A 23,517-nucleotide genomic window follows, 5' to 3' on the forward strand; every position below is an offset into this window, starting at 1 on the left:
CGTTTTTCCTTAATCAATCTGCAGTGGACGAGAAATTGTTGGTGCTGACGCACCGACGTCGTTGTACAAAACAACATGGAATTGATGTGCCACACCCCGGATCCTCGCAGGCATACGGCACACGGATCCAGGAGTACATCTGACGTGATCGCCTTGTGTGAGGTCGGTGATCACCGCCGCGCGGAGCGAGGATCCTCCCAATCCGCCTGGCACGAATGATACGAGGGCCGTGTGTCCTTGAAGAACTGCCGTCACCTCGCGTGGGGCATCGGGAACATCAACGGCATCGAGATAAACGATTGAGGAAACATCCCGTGACGCATCACCCGTGGCATCGCGGAGCGTAAATCGAACAGGAAACTCACCCACCTGCGTCGGAGTAACCGTCAAACGCGTTCCCGACACCGCCACGCGCACTGCCCCACCGCCGTCGGCAGAAACGATCCGGGGCGGGGTAGGGAATGGATTGTGGACGAGATCGCTGACATCAATCGTGACGCTCTGCCCACGTCGCACCTGCCGAGCAGTTGTTCCAACCGAGAGTCGAGGAGCAGTTTGCTCGATCACCGAAACACTCACGTTCCCCGACGTCGTTGCTTTGCCATCGCTGGCGGCGATGCGTATCGTTCCCGCACGGCCGACACGGGCACCGCGGTGAGCATCGACCCGTAACGTATGCCCATTGACCTCAGCGGCGATGCCGTCTGGAACCGATTCGATCGTGTAGGACAGCTGATCGTCATCTGGATCGCGTGCAATCGTCCCTAGGTCTAGCGAAATACCCTCACCACCGGTGACAACCTCCACGGCAGCACCGCTGATAATCGGAGCACGGTTGCCGTCGCGAATGAGGACGGGGATCGAAATCGTGGCACGTTTACCTGACTTACTCACCACGCCCACACTGACATAGGTGTTTCGCGCGTCGCCGTCTGAAGCGGTGACAGTAAGGTTCGTACCGTGGCCTCGGGCAATCATTCCAGTTCCCGGAGTGACCTGCCCATCAATCGTCACATCTGGATCAATATAGGAATTGATATCCGATGTCAGGCTTTGACCTGGACGAAGGGAGATGGCAGCTCCACGAATGAGGTGAGGAGTCTGATCATCCTGTGGGGCAGAGGAAGGATTCTCTAACCCTGGCACCCATACCACTGCCGAGCCGCTCAGCCCGTCAGCGTCAGTGACGGTGTAAACCACCGGGCGACGTGTGGGTGCAAGATCGATGACAAGCCGTTGGTCACGGACTTTCGCTGCAGGATCTGACGTCGAAACCTTCAGTTGCGATGCTGCTCCGTCCGGATCGCGATCGTTACGCAAAACATCGACAGTGATCTGTTGTGGTGCGCCTGTGACCTGCGGGAAGTCATCAGCTGGGATCGGAGCGAGTTTGGGCGCGTTGGGATTGACGATAACGGTCAGGAGCCCCGTCGCCCGACCACCTCGTGAGTCCACGACGTCGTAATGAACAAGGTACGTTCCCGGCTTCTCCGGCGCAGTGAAGGCGAGCTGTCCACCGCTCTTCTCCGTCACGACCACGTCATCCTTGTGAGAATGCGCAGTTCCGATGGCGAGTGCAATCGGATCAAAATCTGGATCCACGTCGTTCGCCAATACCGGAACTTCTACCTGTGTTCGCGGCCGCACAGTAACCCGGTCAGGTCCTGGGATCGGTGCCTGGTTGTGGTCAGACGCTGGAGCGATACCCACTCTCACGCGTGCCTGCGCACTCTTACCCCCGCGATCGGTGACCTGATACGTGAAAACGTCAGTTCCGGCGGCATCAGCATCTGCTCGATAGGTGATCGTGCCATCCGCCTGAGCTGTGGCAACACCGAGTTTCGCCGAGTTATCGATCGACGTGAGCTCGACGGAGTCGCCATCAGAATCGATTCCATTCAGCGGTACATTGATCGTCACCTGGCCACCCGCGCGTGTGCGCGCCACTAGATCGAGAGGATGAGGAACCGCATTCTGACCTGGGGAAAGAACACGGAGATTTACCCGCGCCCGAGCGCTCCGCCCATGCTCGTCAGTCACCGTGTACGCAATTGCATACTGACCCGGTTTGCCAGCTTTGACGCGGACGTCGTGTTCACTGAAAAAGACCTCGCCAGCGGCGGCGGGAATGTCACCGACACTCGTCACTTGCAAGGCATCGGGTGAGATATCATTCGCAACCACATCGACGGTTCCCACGTCACCGGAACGGACTGTGAGAGTGTCATCAATCGCAATCGGTGCCTCATCGTGCGGTGGCCCGCTTGGAAACACCACAATGGTTCCTTGCGCACTGGCTGTTCCGTTGGAGACGGTGTATGTCAGTTGAGCTGGCGCCGTGAGTCCTGCATTCGCACTGATGCGAACGTATTGTTGTCCCATCGCGAGTACACTGACGCCTTTCGGAGCGCGAACATCAGTCACAGTTAACACGCCTGATCCTGGATCCCAGTCATTGGCAAGCGGATCAATCACGGTTGGCTTATCGCCCGCTACTGCGAGGTCAGTTTCGGGGATCGGAACGCCGTCCTGTTGAGCGTCAGTGACATCAATGCGCACCTTGCCCACTGCAGAATTCTTTCCGTCAGTAATTGAGTAGGGTAAGTAAAACGTCCCCACACTCAGGGCTTCGAGGCTGATATTTCCGCTGGCAGGATCCATATTGGCGACAATCCCTTGGGGAATCTCTCCCAGCGATACGAGTCGCAGTGGATCACCATTAGGGTCAACGTCGTTGGCTAGCGGTGAGAAAACAGTCGAGTTTCCTAAGGTCAGCGAGACGGAATCGGCGTTCGCCGTCGGGGCCACCTCACCAGAGGCCACCTGAACGGCAAGCGCCCCATCGCCCGTCAGCAATCCGTCTGAGACGGCAATGGGGAGGGACACTGTGCCTGACGCGTGGCCGGCGTTGGCCAACTCAACCGAACCGGTACGGTTCCATGTGATGTTGAGTTTGTCTTCCTCGCCCACGTTCGCTAAGTAAATCGGATCTCCGTCGGGATCGATCCAGTCATCAAGCAGTTGCGCGCTGATACGCCCATCAGGAGCTAGGCGCGTCACCGTTGAGACAACCTGACGCGGCGGAAGATTCTGCTCCGGGGGGTGGACGGTAATTGCGACGGTTGTCTGCGCACGTCCCCCGCGACCGTCATTGACTTCGTAGGTGAAAGTTGTGCGTCCCGACGCTGAAGCTGGAGTGTCAATCTGGAAGGCGCGGCCCGCGCGGATGGGAACGACTCGTCCGAAACTCGGTTCCTTGAGAAGGGACACCGTCAGGACATCGCCGTCGGGATCTGAATCGTTGAGAAGGACGGGCAATGTGGTGATCTGTCCGGCCCGCACACCAAAGGCATCGGGCTCAGCCAATGGCACGCGGTTGTGCGCGCTTGTTTGAGGATTAGCTGGCTCATTTGACTGCGAATGAGAACGCTGGTCAGCCTTCTGCGGAGTGTTGTGGTCAGTGAGCGTCGTGTCCCAGTCATCAACAATCTGCATGTTTTTATCTGGTAGCCAAACGCGCCCGCTCACCGTGTCATTGAGGACAATTGCATCACGGTTCGTGCGAAACACAGCGGCTCGTGAATCACGCAACGAATCGTTTTGCTTGACTTGGTCGTCCTGGTGGCCTGGACATTCACGCATGTAGACACCCGTACCTGACCACGCACTGTAGGCACAGCCCTGATGAAAAACAGGACGGGCGGGAGCGCCCGACTGAGTCTCGCGGCCAGATACTTGCGCTGGATACGCCTCAATACTCGCCGTCTCAAGGTTCACTTCGATCAGTTCTTTATCGTTGGCAATCAGTGCAAAATCTGCTTGTGGTCCAGGAAGCTGGAGAGCGAGATCCTTGCCTCTGATATGCGCCTGTCGTTTTGCTCCATCGATATAGAGCATTCCCGATGTCGTGTCTAAAACCAGCGAGTGATCTCCCACAGCACTGACCTGAAGAGTGTGGTCATATCGGATGTCAGCGGGCAGGACATCGCGATGATCGCCAGCAATCCACTTCCGAGTGATCGGTGACGCCCCATGAAGAGTTCCAGTATCGGTGAGAACCACATCGCCTTGAGGCAACGATGTCGCTGCAACAGTGTCATTTGTTCCCAGATGTGCGGCTTTCCCTACCTCTGCTTTCCATACGGTTCCCGACGTCGGATCATAGGAGGCCACATAACCTCCACCGAGTGTGGAGACGCTTGCCTGAGCTAATGACGTTAATTTTCCAAAGGTGGACGAAGCAGGATCAACCATCGCGATCGATCGGGCGCTGAGATCATGGAACAGCACTTCATCACCTTGCTGTGCCACGTCAAACGCACCCGAGGGGGTGCGAAGTTGGGCATCTAAAGTCATCGATGGGTAGTTCACATGACCGACAATTTGGCTGCGAGTATTGGTTACCCACACGCCAGAATCGGTCAAATCCACGTGTTGAGCTGGAATTCCGCCATGCCACACGGCTGCGGTAACCCAGGTGGCCAAAAGAGCGCCACCTGCAACAAGTGACGCAATTTTCTTTTGTGCTCGGCGTTTAGTGAACATATGTAGAACCCTTAGTTTCGTGCATACGTGTCGATTTTAGCCAGAAATGACTGTTGATGAACGACTGCGTAGGCCCAGGCATGAGACAATAGACGCATGGAATTCATGCAATGGGCTCTCGATATTGCCACTCGCCACCCCGCCTTAAAAGGCGCGCTTGTGTCCTCACACGGACAGTGGCTCGATGTCTTGCTTGCCGACGGACGTGCCTTCCGATTCCGTCCCTCCGCGATGATCAGGCCAGACGCCGATGAATCAGTTCGAGAAGCCCTCCTCGGACGCTTGATTGATATCGGGATCTCCCAGGCGAAGGAGCCTGAGGTTGCCGAAGAAGAACTCGACCGCAGCTCTCACGAATCTGACACCTCATCTGCGTCTGGTACTTCTCTCGGCTTCGGCGCGTCGCGCGGTCATCTCGCCCACCCCAGCACCTTCGCCGACAGTGCCACCCCGGCGTCGGCAGATGAACTAGACGAAATTACGCAGTCCACACCCATCGTGCCGATTGTGCGTGCAGCTGACTATTTCATCAATCCATCCACGCAAGCCGACCCGCTAGTTCACGTACCGCTGACAGATTTCATCGCGGTTGGTTTGGCCTATGACCTGCCAAAATCTGTCCACCCAGTGTATTACTCCGGGCTTGAAGACGATCATCGTCCTATCGGAGAAATTCTGGCTGAATCGGTTCTCTCCCTGCGACACCTCTCGGACACGCACAATCACACAGTCGAAATTGCGGTCACCGAGGTCATGGGCGCACAGGTTCTCGCCTTTATGTCCCCGATGAACTACGAGGTGTCGTGGTTCAGTGACTTGGACATGATGCAAGAAGTTGCCGAACGGCTCTCAACTGAACGTCCTGGCGACGTTCAGTTGTTCGTACCGGCTTCTCGTACGAAGTTTTACATTGTGTTCGCCGACGATCCGAATCTTGCTGCGTTTTTCCAGCTTCTCTTTGACCAGCGTGAGTCACCTGATTCTCTCTACCCTCTTCCGCACACAGTGGCAGCAGACGGCTGGCGCGAATGGGTACCGTTCCCAGGCTCACAAGTAGCAGATGTACTGGCAGACTTGCGCGGATATTTCCGTGCGCGCATCTATGCCGGTCAGGTACGAGCAATGCGCGCTTGGGGCGAACTCGGAGAACTCGTCGATTTCCGCGTACGCACGCTTCGCGGAGGGAGCACGGTCAGTGAAGCCGTATGGGACGCTCACTCCGGCCCGGGGTCACTTCCACACACGGACTACATCACATTCGTCCGCGAGCGCGGGCCGATGCCCTGGGATGAAACCCCTGAGGTACACGTCTCAGTCCCCACCCACGTGGTGCGCGATTTGTGGCCTGAAGGCTTGCACAGTGTCGATAACGTCTGGCCAGCACGCTGGGAAAAAACGAGTTTCCCGCCGGACGACGTCCTCAAGGCAATGGCCGACGCCGCCGGCAAGAGCGCTTTCTAAGGGCGCCGTCGGCCACCGACGTCCGGCGTCGCACGGGAAGTTTACTTGCCGTAAAAACCGCCCAGGAACTCGTCCTTAAAGTCCCAGTAGGATCCGTCTTCCATAGAAGAACGGATCTGATCAACTAGGCGCACCGTGAAGTACTCGTTGTGAATCGTGGTCAAGGTGTTGACCAACATTTCCTTCGCCTTAAACAAATGGTGGATGTAAGCCTTCGTGTAGTGGGTACACGTGTAACATTCGCACCCCTCGACCAGCGGAGAAAAATCGCGCTTGAACTGGGCTCGCGTGATATTAAAGCGCCCTGACGGCGAATAGATCGCCCCGTTACGAGCAACCCGCGACGGATTCACACAGTCAAAAGTATCGGCCCCGGCCTCGACGGCGTTGAAGAAGTCGTCGGGCTCAGAAATCCCCAGCAAATGGCGAGCGCGATCGTCGGGAAGTTCTTCACACACCCACCGGACAATGCGCCCTAAGTTTTCCTTTTCTAATGCACCGCCGACGCCGAAGCCGTCAAAATGCTGCCCGTCAATCTCCATTGCTCCCAGATCTCGTGCTGCTTTACGGCGAAGATCTTCGTATTGGGCACCTTGAATCACGCCCCACAGCTGCTGATAGGGCTTGCCCGAACGCTCTTGAGTGAGTTGCTTGTGGGCAGCGAGGCAACGCTGTGCCCACAAGCGTGTGCGTTCCAATGACTCTTCTTGGTAGGAGCGTGAGTTCATTAAGGTAGTGAGCTCATCAAAGGCGAAAATAATGTCTGCACCAAGCTCGTGCTGAATGCGCATCGAAATTTCAGGGGTGAATCGATGAAGATCACCGTTGATGTGCGAACGGAACCACACGCCGTCGTCGTCCACGTTCGCCAGACGCTCCTTGTTCGGGGCGACGGCGTCGTCAGCAACTTTCTTTCCAGAAAATTCTTCCGACAGAACCTTCTTAAAACCACTACCAAGGCTCATCACCTGGAAGCCGCCGGAGTCGGTGTAGGTCGGACCTTCCCAGTTCATGAACTTACCCAGGCCACCCGCTTCGTCAACGATGTCTGAACCCGGCTGAAGGTAGAGATGGTAGGCGTTCGAGAGCACGGCCTGTCCACCCACCTGGGCCACTGCTTCAGGAAGCACCCCCTTCACCGTGGCTTTCGTTCCCACAGGAATAAACGCCGGCGTTGAGATTTGACCGTGTGGTGTGTAAATCACGCCCGTGCGGCCAATCGTGCCATCGAGTTGAGTCTTTACCTCGAACATTTTTCTCTTTCTGCGTGTGATCAATAGTGGTGCGGCTGGCCTAGTAGGCGACGCGAATCACTGGGTCGCCTGCGGCAGATTGCGCCTGTGTCAGAGGGAGATCGGCACCCGCCCACCCCAAAGTTTGTCCAGGCAGAAGGAATGCTCCACCGGTGACGATGTAGTTCGCTACTCCACCAACTAAGGAAAAGAGGTCTTGCACCGTGTGTGCAGAATCGAGCACTTCCACGTCGAGATGGCCGAAAATCGGCAAACCGAGAGTTCGTGCTCGATGAAGATCTTCCCCTGCAACACGCACCGAGACCCATAACGGGAGGGGGACTTCGCCCTGCGTCAGCGATTGAGATAGTTCAATGATCATTGGCGCTGGGTGCAATGCTCCAAGCTCGGGCCGGAATACACCCACTGCGGCGTCTTCACGCATCAGAGCATCAGCGAGTTGAGTCATGACGATATTCGCTGAGACCATTCGTCCACGCCGTTTGAGTTCGGGGAGCTGGTCAACGTCTGCTGTTTCTCCTGCCAGCTCGCCTTCGAGAGCAGCATCGAGAGGGGCATAGAACGTCATTGCCACATGGAAATTGTGTTCAGGCAGCGATCCCTTTTCAACATCCACGGCACCAGAAACTGGAGTGAGGAGAACTTGCACCCCCTGCCACGCAAAGTGAAAAATTGCGTCTTTTCCAGCAGTTGCGGGCGCTCCGTCGGCACCGACCCACGATCCATGTACGTCAATATTCCACAGCTCCTTGAGGCCACTCACAGCCTTTTCCACATCAATAGGGGCCGTGAACAGGGCAAATGCCGATAGAACCTCAGGGGCGGTGGGATGAATTGCAGATACTCCAAGCTGATCCATACCGGGCATTCTACCGTCAGGTGGTTGTACTGGTCGCCTCACCAGCTCAAGAGAAACGATCAATCGCCAACGGTAAAGGAATCTTCTTCAACGCGCGCGCCCGAATATCTGGGATGACGCCGCGGATGCGTTCCCAAGCGCCCATCGATCGAAAGTCCGTGGGATCACGGAGAAGCACTTTCGTCAGATCGTCACGCGTGACGGTATAAGACATGGTGTACGAATCGAACGTCACCACCGTAGTTCGTGATGAAAATGCCATCAGTGCTGTCGCTGAATACATGAGGTTATTTTCAAAGTTTGTGTCCTCGTGGTCAGGATTGACCCACACTTTCACATAGCTCTCTTCACCCCATCCGCCATCAATAGTTCCTCCGATGGGCATACTCTTCAAAAAGTTAATAACCGTTGCACCGATTTGCTCGTCCGGATCAATATCGACAATTTTCTCGAAAGGTGTCATCTTGTGGCTACGCCAATGTTCGGAGCCTGCTTGTTCTGACTTCGGCAGTTCCTCGAAGGGCACGCGTACATCGTTATGCGTCAGGACATATCCCCCAATAAGCAATGCAGTCAGAATCATACAGATCCCTATTGCCAACCACGACACTTTCTTCATACTCACTATTCTTGCAGGTTCCTCACGGAGCAGCGACGTCGGCGGGCAGTGAGCGCAACGGGTCACCGAGCGCAACGGGTCACCGAGCGCAGCGACGTCGGAACACGAAGAATTCACACAGCTGACGGACGTGGCGCGGGGCACCATGCTCCGCGTACTGTAGGTATGACAGAATACAACGAGACAAGGAGCATACTCATGGCAATACCGTTCGTGGTCGGCGCTTACGCCGCGTTGCCCGCAGATCGAGAGCAACAGGAAGAGTTTTACGCCTCGCTTGCGGATGCCCAGTGGGTCAACGGACTCGAAATCCCACTTCGTCAGACCATCACCGATGATTTGCCGTGGTTTGCTCACCAAATCGCGCCGTCGTTTACCATGAATATCCTCACGCCGATTCCGGGAACAATGGGGAATTTAGCGAAAAACCCGGCGTTCGGCATCGCTTCCCCCGACGAGGCAGGCCGTGCAGCTGCACTCGAATTCCTGATCGACGGAATCAACCAAGTCAAAGCCGTCAACGACGCCGTCGGCCGCCAAGTCTTTTCGTGGATTGCGCTGCACACCGCCCCCACAGCCACGGCTGAGCGTGAAGCACTCGTTCGCTCACTGGCCACGATTGAACAGTGGGATGCAGATGGCGCAAAGTTCGTCATCGAGCATCAAGATGCGTTTATCCCTGACCAGGCTCCACAGAAGGGTTTCCTCTCACTGGGAGACGAAATCGGCGCTATTTCCGACGCGGGAACTGAACGCACTTTCATCTCCTTAAACTGGGGACGAAGTGCGATCGAAGGCCGAAGCCCACAGACGCCACTGGACCACATCAAGGCTGCTGCACCGAGCGGAAAACTGGCAGGCGTGATTTTCTCCGGTACGCACAACGTCGATGGAGATTACGGGCCGGCGTGGACCGATTCGCATGTGGCACTTCAGCACGACGAGCCCAGTTCGATCATGACGAGCACCCTCGTGGCAACGGCTGCCGAAGCTGCTCGCAGCGCAAAAGTGAGCTACCTGGGAGCGAAACTCACCCTCGACGGGCGTTACACCGTACCAGAGCGTATTGCGATTTTGCGCAGGGTGGCTGGAGCAGCCGGGAAATCGCAGGCATAAAGGTCTCGCTCGTCAGCCAGACACTTTGAGTGTTCTCACCCCAAGGGACGCAGATACGTCAGTTTCTTACCGTCCCATTGGAAGAACATTGTGTGGGCTGACCCGGCGCCGACGATTCCTTGTGTACCTGGCTTATTCACGGTCTTTGCGTTTGTCACATCTGCGATATTCGCCCCAGCCTGAACAAAAGGTGCTCCGAGGGCAACAGGTTCACCGCTGATTTTCCACTGTGATTTGCTAATCCAGTGTCCATCATTGAGGAGCGCTGGTTCCCCTTGCGTCGTCTTCTCGACGTGCGCAAGAAGTGCCTGTCGCAACTCGCGACTGGTGACATCCGCATTCATCCCCGCAAGCGCGTACGAAAAAGCGGCACTTGAGCTAGGGGCAGGAGTGATCGACACGGCGTGACCATTCGAGTTCCATTCAACAACAACGACGCCGGAGCCATCAGTGGCGTGGTTCGTTACCTTCGCTGATTCCTCGGTTTTCGGTGTCGCTGACTGTTGATCACCGGGAGTTGTCTGAACCTGGGGGGCGTGATTGACTCCTTTGCTCGCATCTGAGTCAAGTGTCCCCTCCGCAGCCAGACAGACGACGCCGTCGGTTGCCGACCAGCACGCGTTCCCCTGTGCATACGCAAGCGATGGCAACTGGATGTACTCGCCGTTGCCATTCTTATTCGTTTGCAAGCGAACGAGCCCTGGACTCACCTGAGGCTCAAGCGTACGGCTGGGCGGAAAATATGTGCGCTGTTGGTTCTGGACTGCTCCGTTTGCGCCGAGCATAGCGACGACCGACGAGCTACGGCCAACATTGACTACCCCGAGGCTCTGACCAAACGCACCCACAATCTGCGGAATATCCCCGCCCAGAGAATTATCTGTTGACCAGGTAAAATTTACACTTCCTGTCCGAGCTGAAAGAATCACAAGATCTGAACGCGCCGCGCGTGACTCTGGACGTTCGTCGTCGAGGTTTTCTCCACCTTTGCCGCCGGCGTCGGCAAGACCAACCGTGAGGTAAATCGAGCCTGCTCCAGCGTCGAGCGCGGTCAGCGTTGATCCAGTGGGAAGGTAGTAACGCCACGTCGGAAGTGCTGTGTTTTTCCCGGTGACGGTGTAGCCGGTCAGGCGTCGCAACGAATGATGGCTTGAGAGCACCACCAAAGTTTTTGTTTCGGGATCGTACGTGACCGCTTCAGGCTCGTCGGCTAGTTCCGCACTCCATGCCTCCTCGGCACCGCCTTGGTATGGGTTACGTGTGTGGACAGTTGCACTCGACGACGACGTCGATGACGGCGTCGGAGCTGGCTTGACTGCGGGCGAACAACCGGCGAGCACTGCAAGGGTAGCCGTCACGAAAGCAAGAGGAGCAAAGAACTTCACGTCCCTAGGCTAGCAGGACTGGCGAATCCCCCACGACTGTGGTCCTGAATTTATTGATGTATCGACGTGGTTAAATTGTGTCAGATGTCTAAGGAGGAACAATGTCCGAGTCCAACCAGAACACATTCCCACCTGCACGCGAACTCGAAGACGATGCTCTTGTTCACAGCGGTACACCCACTCCACTACCCTCACACACTCAGCCTTCGACGAAAAGTCGCCGCAGCCTCCTCATTGCACTGGTCTGCGTTGCCACTGTCGTTGTTGTTGCCCTGGTGATGACGATGCTTGTGTGGAAGACAAGTTCGTCAACGCCGACCTCACGAGCGACAAGCGCCTCGGCGTCGGCACCAGCGACGGAAGAAACTGGAGCTGGGCGGTTCACACCTGTCGAGCAGAGCGACAAAGTCAAGAAGCTCATCGCCTCTCAGCAACGCCGGCAAGAAGGCGATCCGATGGCTATCGGAAAAGTTGATGCCCCGGTAGTGATGAGCGTGTACTCGGATTACCGTTGTCCTCATTGCCTGTCGTTTGCGCGCGAAAAGATCCCTGCGTTGCAAAAGTATGTTGATAACGGCACCCTACGCATCGAGTTTTCTGAGCTACCGATCCTCGGCGATCAGTCAACCCTGGCAGCGAAGGCAGCAATTGCAGCTGGCATACAAGGGAAGTACCTCCCCTTCCATGACGCGCTCTTTGGCTCGTGGAAGGATGGCAGTCATCCGGATTACACCCCACAATTCCTCAAGGGAATTGCACAGGAAGCTGGAGTGCCCGATTTGGAGAAGTTCGCCAAAGATATGGAGTCCGATACGGTAGCTTCACAAGTCAAAGCCACCTATGATCGAGGAATCAACAAACTTGGCTTCGAGTTCGTTCCCAGTATTCTGGTGGGAGAACAGTTTGTGGACGGCAGCTACCCGGTTGACGTGTTTGCGCAAGTTGTTGAGAGCGAGGCTAAGACGAAGGGATCTCAGTGAAGCACCTCATTTCCAAGGCATTTCAAGCGGTTTCTCGTTGGACATTTGTCCATGAACCATTGCCGGAAAAAGCGATTGTCATCGGCGCTCCGCACACCTCTATTTGGGACGGTATCTTGATGGCGGTTGCGTTTTGGGATCTGAAACGCGATTTCAGATTCCTTGTCAAAGACTCGCTCATGCGCGGACCGATTTCTCCGCTCATTAAGTGGGTAGGTGGCATGGGAGTAGATCGCTCACACCCGCAGGGAATGGTCGGGGCGGCTGTGGAACAAGCGAAGAAAACTGATGACTTCACCTTGATCATCGCCCCCGAAGGTACTCGTTCACAGCGTACCTATTGGCGTTCAGGCTTCTACCACATTGCTCTTGGCGCCAACGTTCCAGTTGTTTTGGGTTTTATCGACGCAAAAACTCGTACCTATGGTTGGGGGCCACACATCACGTTGACCGGCGATATGAGAGCCGATATGGACGTCATCCGCGCTTTCTATGCTGACAAGAAGGGAATGCGCGATAGGCGCATCTCTACTCCACGCCTGCGCGCTGAAGATGCTGGTAACGGCTCGCAGACATCGGCCGGTGACTCGTCTGCAGGTGAGAACTCGTGAACAACTTCGACTACCCGCGTGCCTTTGACTCTGTGAAATCGACGCAGTCACAGAGCACGCGGGCCGAAGTCGCCAAGCTGGTGGTTGATTCACTTCAGCTCCCAGTAGCTACTGCGATCACCATGTTGGAGAACCAGTCCGTTCTCCTCGATGCGATGCGTGAAGAACTCAAGGACTTGCGGGCCGAGGCATTGAGTTCAGCGGCGGAGGATAAGAACCGCGAGCGCGACCCAATCGACATCTTTCCCGAATCCCATCAGCCGTTACCTCACGTTGCACACGCAAGCGCGGCAAGTAGCGCAATCGCGACCGCGTTCCGTGCGCTCGACGCGGCGAAGGTTTCACACGATTTGAGCGCGCTGGCACATCCGATCCGTCTTGAGATTCTGCAACTCACGGCCGAGCGTGCGATGAGCGTGCGCGAGTTGGTTGAAGCACTATCGACAGGCACTACTGGCCAGGTGTATCACCACATGAAAGCTCTGACCAGTGCGGGGTGGGTCGAGATGACCGAGGGTGAATACCATCTTTCTCCTGACCGCGGCCCTCAGTTGGCCGCAATCCTCGCAGCCTTGCGCTAACAAATAATCAACACGAGTATGCTCTCATCGCTCCTGCGAGTGAAGCGCGCTAGGCTTGTGCTATGCAAACCGCCTCTTTTACACTTCCAGGCCACACGACGTTTGAGCACCGCCTCCAGGTTCCCCTCGACTGGGACGGCTCCCTGACGCCGTATGCGTCCAGCGCACATTTCCCGAAAACGATCACTGTTTTTGCACGCGAAATCGTGCGCGAGGGACGCGAGAACGCGCCTCGTCTGGTGTACTTCCAGGGCGGCCCAGGTTTCCCTGCAAACCGGCCGGCGCCAATCGGTGGCTGGATCAACGACGTACTCGATGACTACCGCCTTGTCTTGATCGACGAGCGCGGCACCGGTCAGTCTCATGCGTTAGACCAAGTCACGGTGCCTGTGGTGGGCGACGCCGACGCGCAAGCCGTCTACCTTGCGTGTTTCCGCGCAGATTCGATCATTCGCGACGCCGAAGCGCTGCGTCGCGAACTCCAAGGCGACGAGCCGTGGGCCGCTCTGGGGCAAAGCTTTGGTGGTTTCTGTGTCACCTCATATCTTTCACTCGCGCCCGAAGGTCTGAGCGCAGCAATGATCGTCGCGGGTCTCGTTTCCACACATCGCCACGCCGACGATGTCTACCGTTTGACCTGGGCCTCTACTGATCGACGTAACGCCGAGTTTTTCGAACGTTACCCTTGCGACGAAACGACCGCGTGGCATGTTGCCGAACATCTCGCCGCTGGTGCAGCCGCAGCCCTTGAATCGGGCGATCCTCACGCGGCTGAGCTCCTCCCCACTGGCGAGATCCTCACGCCTGGGCGTTTCCGAATGCTTGGCATTAATCTTGGCCGCAGTTATGGTTTGGAAACTTTGCATGGCCTGCTCGAAAACCCGTTTGTGGAAGTCGGCGGGCGCACGCGTCTGACTCAACGTTTCCTCACACAGGTGGCCGATCATATTTCTTATGCCAGCTGCCCAATGTATTGGGCGCTCCACGAGTCGATCTATGCAGGTCCAGGACTCGCCACGCGTTGGTCGGCACAACGAATCCGCACCGAATGTGAACAATTCACACTTCCTGAGCTTTCCGCAGGCGGAGACGGCGAACGTGAACTTCGCGCCCGTGGCCTTGGTTTCCGTTTCTCGGGTGAGCACGAATTCCCCTGGATGGCGCAAACAGATCCTGCTTTGCGCGGGCTGGGAGCGGCCGTGAACGCACTCCACGAACGCGATGATTTACCCTCACTCCATCGTGAGGAGGTTCTGGCGAAGAACAGTGTTCCGGCAGCGGCGTGGATGTACGAACCAGATATGTTCGTGCCGATCGAAATTTCACGTGAAACGGCGGCACAGATCCGCGGGCTCAAGCAGATCGAGCATCCAACATTCCATCATGACGCACTCTCCACGCAGTCGTCGGATATTATCTCCGGCTTGAAAGCCGAACTGGCTGACGTCTGGGGCAAACGAGCCTGAACGCTTCGTTACTTACCAACATAGAGTCACCACACAGCAACAAAAGAAACCCAAAGGAGCATCGTGGCAGATTTCTTCGAACGTAACCGCGCAGGGAAATGGTCGTGGATCGGCTGGGCATTTTTCGCCTATGGAGCGGCGATGACCTTCATCTTAGCCTGGTTCGAAATGCACTGGGCGATGTTGGCACTGACCGCCGCCGGCCCGCTCACAGTGTGGGCCGTGTGTATGGCAGTGGCGTGGCGTCTGCGACGCAAGCAACGAGCGAAGCGCCCGAAGAAGTAGGTTCCCCACTCGGTTTCGCACGCTTCGCCGTCATTCGCGAGTATGCCAACGGTTCTTCTGCAACACATAGAACGCGTATGCGCTGGTGAGGACAGCAGCGAAATTATCTCACTACCCAGACAGTGCGAAAATCAGTTCGTTCCGATTCGAAGTTGGCGCTCGCAGCGCTGCGCAATTGCGGGATCGTGTGTCACCATCACCAGCGCCTTACCAAATTCTCGACACAGCACAAAGAGTTCGTCAAGGACAACTCCCGCAAGATGTTGATCAAGCGCGCCGGTTGGTTCGTCTGCCAAAATAATTTTCCCTGGCTTAAGCATACACCGCGCAATTGCCACGCGCTGTTGTTCTCCACCCGAAAGGGTGTAAACACTAGCATCGATCACGCTCCCCAAACCGAGGATTTTGAGTACCCGTCGCGCCTCCGCTTCATGGTTTTTCTTCGGCAGCGGCGAATACTTCATTCCGAGAAGAACGTTTTGGAGCGCAGTTTGCGATTCCAAAAGCGCATAGGATTGGAAAAGGTAGCTGATCACGGAGCGCCTCAACTTCGTTGCGGCAGACGAGTTGATCCCTGGCGTATCTTTCCCATCAATGCGAATCGTTCCAGACGTCGGTTCTTCAAGTAAACCAATCATGTTGAGGAGCGTTGATTTTCCGCTTCCGGATTGACCTGTGATCGCCATGGTTTGTTGTGATTCAAGCGTGAAGCTGAGCGATTCAATGATGGTGCGCTTGCCGTATTTTTTCGTCAAGTTCTGAACTTCGAGGATTGACATGAGATATCCTTAGTTTGCTTTGAGAATGTGGGAAATATGGGTGGTGGCCGTTCGGCGAGCAACTGCGAAGAGCACAACGATTTGGATCGCCCCGAGAATGGGGGTGATGCAGAGAATTCCATCGGACTTTAGTGGGATACCTATGAGTGTTCCGATCACTGTCGTTGCAAAGACAAGAGCGAACGGCGCCCAGAAAATACGAATGAGCGGATATCCCAGAAGCCTCATCACCGCGACGCACTGGGCATGGGCCTTGCCATAGAGCTGTACCAGCCCCACAAGGAGGATGGTCTCGATGAGAGCGCCCAGCGCGATCACTGTTCCGAATAGCTGAAGAAGACGTACAAACGATTTGTGAAGCCCTGCAAGGAAATCGGAGACAGGGATGAACTGTGGCGCATTATCTTCCAGATGGTACTGGGAAAGGTACCGCTCGTTTGCGTATTTTTCAGCCGCCTGCGCATCAAGCTTGATGTAACTATCTTCCAAACCGGTTGCCCCGAGGCTTTCGTTCTCGAAATACGTCATATTCTCCGTTGTCGCCAGATAAATGACGGGGTCGCTCACTGTCGAATTTTGTGGTGCCTGCGCATTCCATGTGAAGAACTTTTCACGTGGAATATAGGTGCGGAATTCGAATCGTGGGTTCTTCGTAAATTTCGTCACGATAGGAGAATCGAGACGGTCTTTGTCGTTTTCAGTCAGCCATCCGCGAATCGCCTTTTGTTGCTCCCGAGAGTAGCTCTCTGGAATGTAGTAGACACGCACCCCGGAACGGGCAAGTTCTTCATCAGTTTTTGGAACATCAAAGTGTGTTGACCGTAGGTAATTCGGCGAAGCAGCAAAATACCAAAATGGCTCAATCGGCAGGTTTTCGTATGAAAAATCTTCACGCCACTGCTTAATTGTCTGAGCATTGAAGTCAAAAGTGTTAATCAGTTGAACTCCAGGTTTGTCTTCAATCGAGGCATACCAATTGAAGTATTCGCGTTGTTTTCCTTCACTCGCTCCATTACTTGAAAGCTGATTCGTGCCAGGTCTGTCCTCATGGAGGATCCGCGTTTGTTCCACGGGTTGCCACTGCGATCGGATCTCTTGGATTTTCGCAATCTGAATCATGGGACCATCGATGAAGTGTAGCCCCGTGATCGATGCTCCGCTGGTGAGAATAAAGAGGACTGCGATAGCACCAACGATGACGCGCTGAGAAACTCGATTTCGAATAGCATTCACCGGATGTATTGCACTCGCTGCTAAAATTGTTGGCACACATGCGATCAGCAACGACACAATGTACAGCCCAATATTTGCTGAAATATCAATCACGGTTTGTGTATTGATAGAAAATTCCCAGCGCTCCCAGACCTCGATCACGCCGATACTCGCAACTCCAATTCCTGCCCCTATCAGGCTAAAACGCCACATGGTGGTGAGGAACTCACGCTTTGTGAGTCCGAGAAGAAGATAAATTCCCATCTGTTTCATCGACTGGTAGATGCCCACAAGGAACATCATCGAGATCATGATGAGATCGATGGCAAGAAAGGCGCGAATGATCGGCAAAAAGACACCTTCCGTAGCGGACTCGCCGGAAGTAATGGCTGTGATCTGCGCTTTCGGAGTAGCCACGATTCCGGCAATTTTGTCGGAGATCTTATCGAATCGGGAAGGAGTCAGACCGATAACGTAGTAGGCTCCTCGCGCTGTTCCTGAACGGGTAATGAGTTCATCGAGATGCATGCCCACGGCACGAGATGAGAAGTCAATGCTCGGAATATCAGCAATGACCTCCGCTTGAACCTGATCGAGCCCAAGTGTGGATTTTTGCTGTGATTTGGACAGGGCGGCGAGATTCTCTTGAGAAAAAATCTTCACTCCGCCGAATTCTAATTCGGCTTGCGCAGGAGCATTCGACAGCTTCCCGCCAAAACCAAATCGATAACCTTCAGTTTGCCCATTGATGCGAGAGACTAGTGGATCACGGCGAACAATGACACCGCCATTTTTCTCCACTTCACCCTGAGCGACCCGCACCGCCTTTCCAACAAGGCCATCATCACTGATCGCCGAGAGATTCAGAACAGTGTTTGTTGCGGGATAGCCAGCAATCACCCTCATATATTCGTCACCAAAAGACAGCGTGGAGCTCAAACCAACCAGAACACCAGCGAGAGCAATCAACAAACTCAGCGTGAGCTTTAAAAAGCGTTTCATTATTTCTTCCGCGATCCACTAGAAATTCGTCATGTTTTATCCACGGCAATCCCAGTAAGCACGGGCAGTACCGGTTCCAACCCAGTCAGTAGCGTACGCTCGCGTGCCTTTAGGCATCCACCGCGTAGTCTTCGAATTGGCAGTCGCTCTGTGCTCGTAGCGGCCAGAGTTTACATCAGAATATGACCATGCCCCCCATGTACGTCCATGATCCCAATACACTGCTGTGCCTTTGTAGTAGACAGTTTGGGCATATGCTGCCCCAACGCCGCCGACAAGCATCATCGATGCGAGGCCCGCAGCACCCATTGCTCGGACAAGTTGTTTCTTCATGTGGAACCCCTTTCTGAAGATTAGTGACGTTCCAGGTTTTCCTGGCGCCAGGCCTATAAAACTCGGATTCCACCAAATGCAATACCTACAAATGTAGGTATTCGATTTCTCTCTCCTTGCCTACAGTGACCTTCACATACCAGAAAATCACTATTCCTCAAAGAACCTCATGAAGATCCACATCGCTTTACGAACTGCTTCTGCTACGCTCATCCTCACTGCTTCTCTCATCAGCACTCCTCATGTTTCATACGACAACCTCTCCGTGCCGCGACAAGTTGTGTCTCATTTCGAGGGCCTCATGGAACCTGTTGACCAATCAGGACACAGGCAAGCGTTTCTATGTTCAACACGTTTACACAATTGGTTTCCGTGGTGCATAATGAACAAATGAGTTTTCAGTTGTTTCCCAATGAACACTCTTTGTCAGCTGACATGCAAATATCACATTTACTCACGCCTCGGTCGATATCCTATTTTCTGATTGCGCTTCTCTTCGGAATTCCGGACCTGGCTTGGTCTGCAACCACTATCCAAAACACACTCTGGCTATCAGTTGCAGTTGCACTTTTTACTCTCGCAAGTCAGGCCACGATTCTTCAGATAGTTTTCATCTCCTACGCTTCAATTCTGATCCTCCAGGTTTTCCCTGAGCTTCCAGGTATTTGCATTTTCGGGATATACACAATCATCATCGATTGGATCGATTCGGGCTTTTTCCTTCGAGCGTTTTCATTACTCGGAATTTTCCAGATCAGCGCATCATTGATGTTTCCCCATGCGAATGCCATCGATGTTGTGTTTTCATTCATCGCACCCATCATCCTTTGTGTGGGGTTGGGGTTTTTCCTTCGCTGGATTCACAGCCGGATCCACACACTTGAAGAAGAAAATGCCACAATCGTCGTCGAAACCAAGACAAAACTCGCCTCCCTCCTTCACGACACAACCGCGAAAGACATCGCACACATCGCCGTCCTCGTTGGCGACACCCTAGCAAAAAATGACATTCCTCCACACGCGCGTCAGACACTCAAAGAGATCAGCATTATCGCAACGCGTGCTTCGAGAAACTTACGCCCGATGATCCTCGATCTTTCAACCGCGCGTGATCAGCCACTCAACGATGTCCTCGACGACACCCGCCGAATGCTCTCAACCCGCTCGATCACGTTAACCACAAGAATCACCGGCCCCAACGGCGATCCGCTCGATTCGCTTTCTTCTGTACAGCACTCTGTCCGGATCAAACAGCTTTTAACCCTTGCTCTACGCGAAGAAGCAACCAACGTCCTCAAGTACGCCCCCGATCATTCCCACGCAATTCTCATCATCGATGTTGGGGATACGGATACCTCGCTCACGTTTACTAACGCGATTGCCAAACATCCACAGTCAGGGATGGCCGGCGGGTACGGCCTGGATAACTTGCGTATTCAGGTGGAACGCCGCGGTGGCACGCTCGATTATTCACGTATCCGCGACAAGTGGATCTTCGCTTTGGAGGTACCGAATGAGTAAGCCGATTCGCATCATTCTCGCCGACGACGACGAACAGTACATCGCCGTTCTTGCACGGTTTTTCGATCGGCAAGACGACATGGAGGTGATCACCGTCGCTCACGACGGTGAGGAAGCGATCACCGCAGCTGCAACGAGGCTCGCGGACATGATCATCCTCGACGTTGACATGCCCTGTGCCGATGGGCCAAGCGCCGCGAAAACAATCAAACGCATCAGCCCCAAGCTGAAGATCCTCATGCTCACCGCGTTTCGTCACCCAAACACACTTGAGCATTGTCTGCGCCTCGGGGTGTCCGGATTCCTCACGAAAGACACAATGCCCCAACAACTCGTTGAGCAAGTGCGCCTAGCGATGACCGGGCAGACTGTGCTCGGCCCGTCACCGGCGCAGATACTCACTGCCTCCTATCTGGCGTCCCAGCATTCGCGCGAAGAGTTCGCCGAATTCGTTGAGGTAGTTGAGAATCTTTCACCCCGACTGCGCAACGTTTTCGACGACGTTGTCCTGGCCTACACAAACAAAGAAATCGCGCAGCGTCAAGGACTGTCCGAGACCACGGTGCGCGGATATGTCACTGAGATCCTGACAATGACACGGATGCGTTCCCGAGCCAAAATAATCCTCACTGCAGCAAAAACAGGCTTCGTCCATGACGGTAACTAAACACTGGATGGGCAACAACGATCACAAACAGCGTGAAGCTGACGTGAGTGCGAAGAACATCAAGAATTTTTCCAATAGCACTCTGATACTGTTGTACGCCCGATGCTGCTATCTCCCCGTAGATAGATAGCGTATTATAGTTTTTGGCGCTACCCCGGTGGCGCAATCGTTCGGAAAATTCGAGCGCCGCACACGACACGCGCCAGTGTCGTCCCCCTGGATATAAACGATTCTAGGGTCACATACCTCATCCATAGGCAGTGAAAGGGCATAAAAATGCTCGCAATCCATAGCGCTTATCTTAGCTTTCAAGCAAACCCATTCGAGGTGCCATTTGACGAGGCAGCAACGTATCACTCTGATGCCGTGATCCTTATCAAGGACGGTCATATCACCGACGTCGGCGACGCGCAGACACTACTGCCGCAACTTCCCAACGGCACTGACATCCACCACTACCCTCACCACCTCCTTCTACCGGGATTCATCGACACCCACGTCCATTACTCACAAACCCAAATGATCGCTGCTTTTGGCAAGCAGCTCCTCGATTGGCTCACACAGTACACCTACTCAACCGAACTCAGCCTGAGCAATCCCGACCATGCCCGCGCAGTAGCGCAACTCTTTCTCGATGAACAGCTTCGCAACGGCACGACGACGTCGGCCGTGTACACCACGGTGTTCCCGACGTCGGTAGATGCGATCTTTACTGAGGCCCAGAAGCGCAACATGCGCCTGATTGCGGGGAAAGTTACCATGGATCGCAACGCGCCCGATCCGCTCCTGGATACCCCACAGCGCGCTTACGATGAAAGCGCAGCGTTGATATCGCGCTGGCACGGGACAGACCGCCTCGAATACGCCATCACACCTCGCTTTGCCCCTACCTCAAGCCCTGAACAACTTGACATGCTCGGTCAGCTAGCTGCCGAACACCCCACTGTGCTCATTCAAACTCATGTCAGTGAAAATCGCGACGAAGTTGAGCTTGTTTCTCGATTGTTCCCGCAGCGATCTGGATATCTCGACGTCTATGACCATTACGGACTCGTGCGGGAGCGGTCGATTTTCGGTCATGGTCTCTATCTCAGCGACACCGAACTCAGCATCATGCATGAACGTGGCGCAAGTATTGCCCATTGCCCAACGTCAAATTTCTTCCTGGGCTCGGGTGCCTTGAACGTCAAGCGGATCGCCGACGCCGGCGTCGGCCTGTCACTGGGAACCGATCTGGGCGCTGGAACAAGCTTTTCGATGCTCCGCACCCTGGGCGCTGCATATTCTGCGGCGCAAATGAACGGAACCGCCCTGGACGCTGGACGCGGTTTTTATCTTGCCACCCGCGCAGGCGCACAAGCACTGGGCATGGACAACAAAATCGGCCACATTAGCCCGGGGTTCGAAGCTGATCTTGTGGTACTTGATCTTCATTCAACCCCACTCATCGAGTATCGAATGGGCTTCGTTGATTCTCTGCTCGACGCCCTGTTCGTCCAGATGACGATGGCCGATGACCGTGCAGTCGCTGCAACCTATGTGGCAGGTTCGCGCGCCTATCTGCGCTCTGAGGGAACACATCGTAACGCATAAGATGAAATTTCACATCAATGAACATCTATGCAAAGACTGAATGGAGGGTGAATAATTCGTCGTATATATCACAATTTCTTCGACCTGCAACAGAATATTTTTACTGCTCAAACACTTGTCTCGGTGCAGACTTAAGCGAATAAATATCCAGCTTATTCAGAAATTCCTGCTACTTCTTTGAACACAGGCGCTCCCCATTCTCAACACTCCTCACATAACCCAGATCTGAGAGAAGTCCACATTTACCTCACTTTTTGAGAAAGGGATTCTCTCCTCGCCTCCCTTGGGTGAACTGTTAAATAAACCCCCACGAGCGCACTTTTCTGTGCATGAAGTTAATTTCAGTGGCTCAACAGTTTTGCGTATTTTCCCTCGATTCAGGACATATTTTTCCGTGAAGGAATCATAAGCGGGGTTTACTCCCCTTGCGCTCATGCCACAATTGTCCATACCATCAAGAGTCTCACCGGGTCGCACCCCTGGTGAGGGCCCCGGGCCGTTTGCGACACGAAGATTTTTTAAACCGCCCGGGGCATCCCCTCTTTAGGATGGAATCTCCGTCCTGCCCTCTCGGTGTGACGGGCTACTCTCCGTGTTGTTAGTATTTTCCACCTTTGCGCTGCTCAGATAGTGCAGGATAATAACTCCTATGAGCACCATTTACGTTCCCTTCAACACCGGCCGTCCTGACCTTGACAGTTGGCTATTGCAAGTGGTCACGTCCAACGACACCGTCATTGCTAGCGAATTTATTCAGTCCTCACCCGGACTGGGTGAGCAGGTCGGCTCTGACACCGGCAATCAGGTTCTCTATGAGTCCGAGGAACATTCACCACACACCGCTCTTGTCTCAATCAATGACCTCCATGGAATTGATCAGCACGCCGCACGTGCTGTTTTCTCGTGGCAGTCAGGCGACTTCGATGCCATCACCCAGGTGCCGGTCAGCGGCAAGCGCACCGATTTTCACAAAGCATTCGTCCGAGCCTTGCGCGACATACCCGCAGGTGAGCTCGTGACGTACTCTTCACTCGCTGAGCTGATGGGTCGTCCGCGAGCAACGCGAGCCGCAGCCACCTGTTGTTCCCACAACCCGATCCCCTTCTTCATCCCGTGCCACCGCGTCATCCCCATGGAGATAGAAAATTCCCTCATGGCAGGTCGGTGGCCAACACACTTCGGAAAGTTCATGGGCAAACCTCAACTCAAGACCGCACTCGTCGAAGCGGAGTTCAACCACATCTCCTAA

Annotated in this window: 19 protein-coding genes; 11 read left to right on the plus strand and 8 right to left on the minus strand. The window is 54.7% G+C overall.

Features of this window, described 5'->3' with window-relative positions; all coding sequences use genetic code 11:
- Positions 1-9: 9 nt before the first annotated feature.
- Positions 10-4,545 (minus strand): Ig-like domain-containing protein, encoded by a 4,536-nt coding sequence (locus tag P7079_RS08175; protein WP_278012745.1) that lies wholly within the window; start codon positions 4,543-4,545, stop codon positions 10-12.
- Positions 4,546-4,641: 96 nt separating this feature from the next.
- Here P7079_RS08175 and P7079_RS08180 point away from each other — a divergent pair, with 96 nt between their 5' ends.
- Positions 4,642-6,006, plus strand: coding sequence for a hypothetical protein (locus P7079_RS08180; protein WP_278012746.1), 1,365 nt, complete (start codon positions 4,642-4,644; stop codon positions 6,004-6,006).
- Positions 6,007-6,047: 41 nt separating this feature from the next.
- On the opposite strand, the gene tgt is transcribed toward P7079_RS08180, so the two are convergent.
- From tgt to P7079_RS08195, 3 genes are read right to left on the minus strand one after another with little or no spacing between them, the layout of a single operon-like run.
- The gene (gene tgt / locus P7079_RS08185) at positions 6,048-7,259 is read right to left on the minus strand and encodes a tRNA guanosine(34) transglycosylase Tgt (protein ID WP_278012747.1); all 1,212 of its coding nucleotides are present in this window, start codon (positions 7,257-7,259) and stop codon (positions 6,048-6,050) included.
- A gap of 40 nt (positions 7,260-7,299) precedes the next feature.
- Positions 7,300-8,118 (minus strand): DUF4261 domain-containing protein, encoded by an 819-nt coding sequence (locus tag P7079_RS08190; protein ID WP_278012748.1) that lies wholly within the window; start codon positions 8,116-8,118, stop codon positions 7,300-7,302.
- Positions 8,119-8,164: 46 nt separating this feature from the next.
- Positions 8,165-8,737, minus strand: a complete 573-nt coding sequence (locus P7079_RS08195) for a hypothetical protein (RefSeq protein WP_278012749.1) — start codon at positions 8,735-8,737, stop codon at positions 8,165-8,167.
- 198 nt (positions 8,738-8,935) lie between these two features.
- On the opposite strand from P7079_RS08195, the gene P7079_RS08200 reads away from it, so the two are divergent.
- Positions 8,936-9,853, plus strand: coding sequence for a DUF4862 family protein (locus P7079_RS08200; RefSeq protein WP_278012750.1), 918 nt, complete (start codon positions 8,936-8,938; stop codon positions 9,851-9,853).
- 35 nt (positions 9,854-9,888) lie between these two features.
- On the opposite strand, the gene P7079_RS08205 is transcribed toward P7079_RS08200, so the two are convergent.
- The gene (locus tag P7079_RS08205) at positions 9,889-11,238 is read right to left on the minus strand and encodes a hypothetical protein (protein ID WP_278012751.1); all 1,350 of its coding nucleotides are present in this window, start codon (positions 11,236-11,238) and stop codon (positions 9,889-9,891) included.
- A gap of 101 nt (positions 11,239-11,339) precedes the next feature.
- Here P7079_RS08205 and P7079_RS08210 point away from each other — a divergent pair, with 101 nt between their 5' ends.
- From P7079_RS08210 to P7079_RS08230, 5 genes are all read left to right on the plus strand, one after another.
- Positions 11,340-12,218, plus strand: coding sequence for a DsbA family protein (locus tag P7079_RS08210; RefSeq protein ID WP_278012752.1), 879 nt, complete (start codon positions 11,340-11,342; stop codon positions 12,216-12,218).
- Positions 12,215-12,829 (plus strand): 1-acyl-sn-glycerol-3-phosphate acyltransferase, encoded by a 615-nt coding sequence (locus tag P7079_RS08215; RefSeq protein WP_340689362.1) that lies wholly within the window; start codon positions 12,215-12,217, stop codon positions 12,827-12,829. Before P7079_RS08210 ends, P7079_RS08215 begins: the two co-directional genes overlap by 4 nt.
- The gene (locus tag P7079_RS08220; protein WP_278012753.1) at positions 12,826-13,410 is read left to right on the plus strand and encodes an ArsR/SmtB family transcription factor; all 585 of its coding nucleotides are present in this window, start codon (positions 12,826-12,828) and stop codon (positions 13,408-13,410) included. Before P7079_RS08215 ends, P7079_RS08220 begins: the two co-directional genes overlap by 4 nt.
- A gap of 62 nt (positions 13,411-13,472) precedes the next feature.
- Positions 13,473-14,876: an alpha/beta fold hydrolase gene (locus tag P7079_RS08225; protein ID WP_278012754.1), complete on the plus strand. Its 1,404-nt coding sequence runs from the start codon at positions 13,473-13,475 to the stop codon at positions 14,874-14,876.
- Between the two features lie 63 nt (positions 14,877-14,939).
- A complete protein-coding gene (locus P7079_RS08230) occupies positions 14,940-15,161 on the plus strand; it encodes a hypothetical protein (RefSeq protein WP_278012755.1) in 222 nt (73 codons plus the stop codon).
- Between the two features lie 131 nt (positions 15,162-15,292).
- Here the strand turns inward: P7079_RS08230 and P7079_RS08235 are convergent, their stop codons facing one another.
- From P7079_RS08235 to P7079_RS08245, 3 genes are read right to left on the minus strand one after another with little or no spacing between them, the layout of a single operon-like run.
- Positions 15,293-15,940 carry an ABC transporter ATP-binding protein gene (locus P7079_RS08235; protein WP_278012756.1) on the minus strand — a complete coding sequence of 216 codons (648 nt, stop codon included), beginning with the start codon at positions 15,938-15,940 and terminating at the stop codon, positions 15,293-15,295.
- A gap of 9 nt (positions 15,941-15,949) precedes the next feature.
- Positions 15,950-18,154, minus strand: a complete 2,205-nt coding sequence (locus tag P7079_RS08240; protein ID WP_278012757.1) for a hypothetical protein — start codon at positions 18,152-18,154, stop codon at positions 15,950-15,952.
- Between the two features lie 36 nt (positions 18,155-18,190).
- Entirely contained in the window at positions 18,191-18,487 is a 297-nt protein-coding gene (locus P7079_RS08245) for a hypothetical protein (protein WP_278012758.1), read from the minus strand.
- Between the two features lie 390 nt (positions 18,488-18,877).
- On the opposite strand from P7079_RS08245, the gene P7079_RS08250 reads away from it, so the two are divergent.
- The 4 genes from P7079_RS08250 to P7079_RS08265 all read left to right on the plus strand — a co-directional run bounded on the left by P7079_RS08250 (position 18,878) and on the right by P7079_RS08265 (position 23,517).
- The gene (locus tag P7079_RS08250; protein ID WP_278012759.1) at positions 18,878-20,008 is read left to right on the plus strand and encodes a sensor histidine kinase; all 1,131 of its coding nucleotides are present in this window, start codon (positions 18,878-18,880) and stop codon (positions 20,006-20,008) included.
- Positions 20,001-20,675 (plus strand): response regulator transcription factor, encoded by a 675-nt coding sequence (locus tag P7079_RS08255; RefSeq protein ID WP_278012760.1) that lies wholly within the window; start codon positions 20,001-20,003, stop codon positions 20,673-20,675. Before P7079_RS08250 ends, P7079_RS08255 begins: the two co-directional genes overlap by 8 nt.
- A gap of 276 nt (positions 20,676-20,951) precedes the next feature.
- Positions 20,952-22,268, plus strand: coding sequence for a guanine deaminase (gene guaD, locus P7079_RS08260; protein ID WP_278012761.1), 1,317 nt, complete (start codon positions 20,952-20,954; stop codon positions 22,266-22,268).
- Positions 22,269-22,917: 649 nt separating this feature from the next.
- Entirely contained in the window at positions 22,918-23,517 is a 600-nt protein-coding gene (locus tag P7079_RS08265; protein WP_278012762.1) for a methylated-DNA--[protein]-cysteine S-methyltransferase, read from the plus strand.

Source organism: Arcanobacterium canis (genome assembly GCF_029625435.1).
Classification (GTDB): Bacteria; Actinomycetota; Actinomycetes; order Actinomycetales; family Actinomycetaceae; genus Arcanobacterium; species Arcanobacterium canis.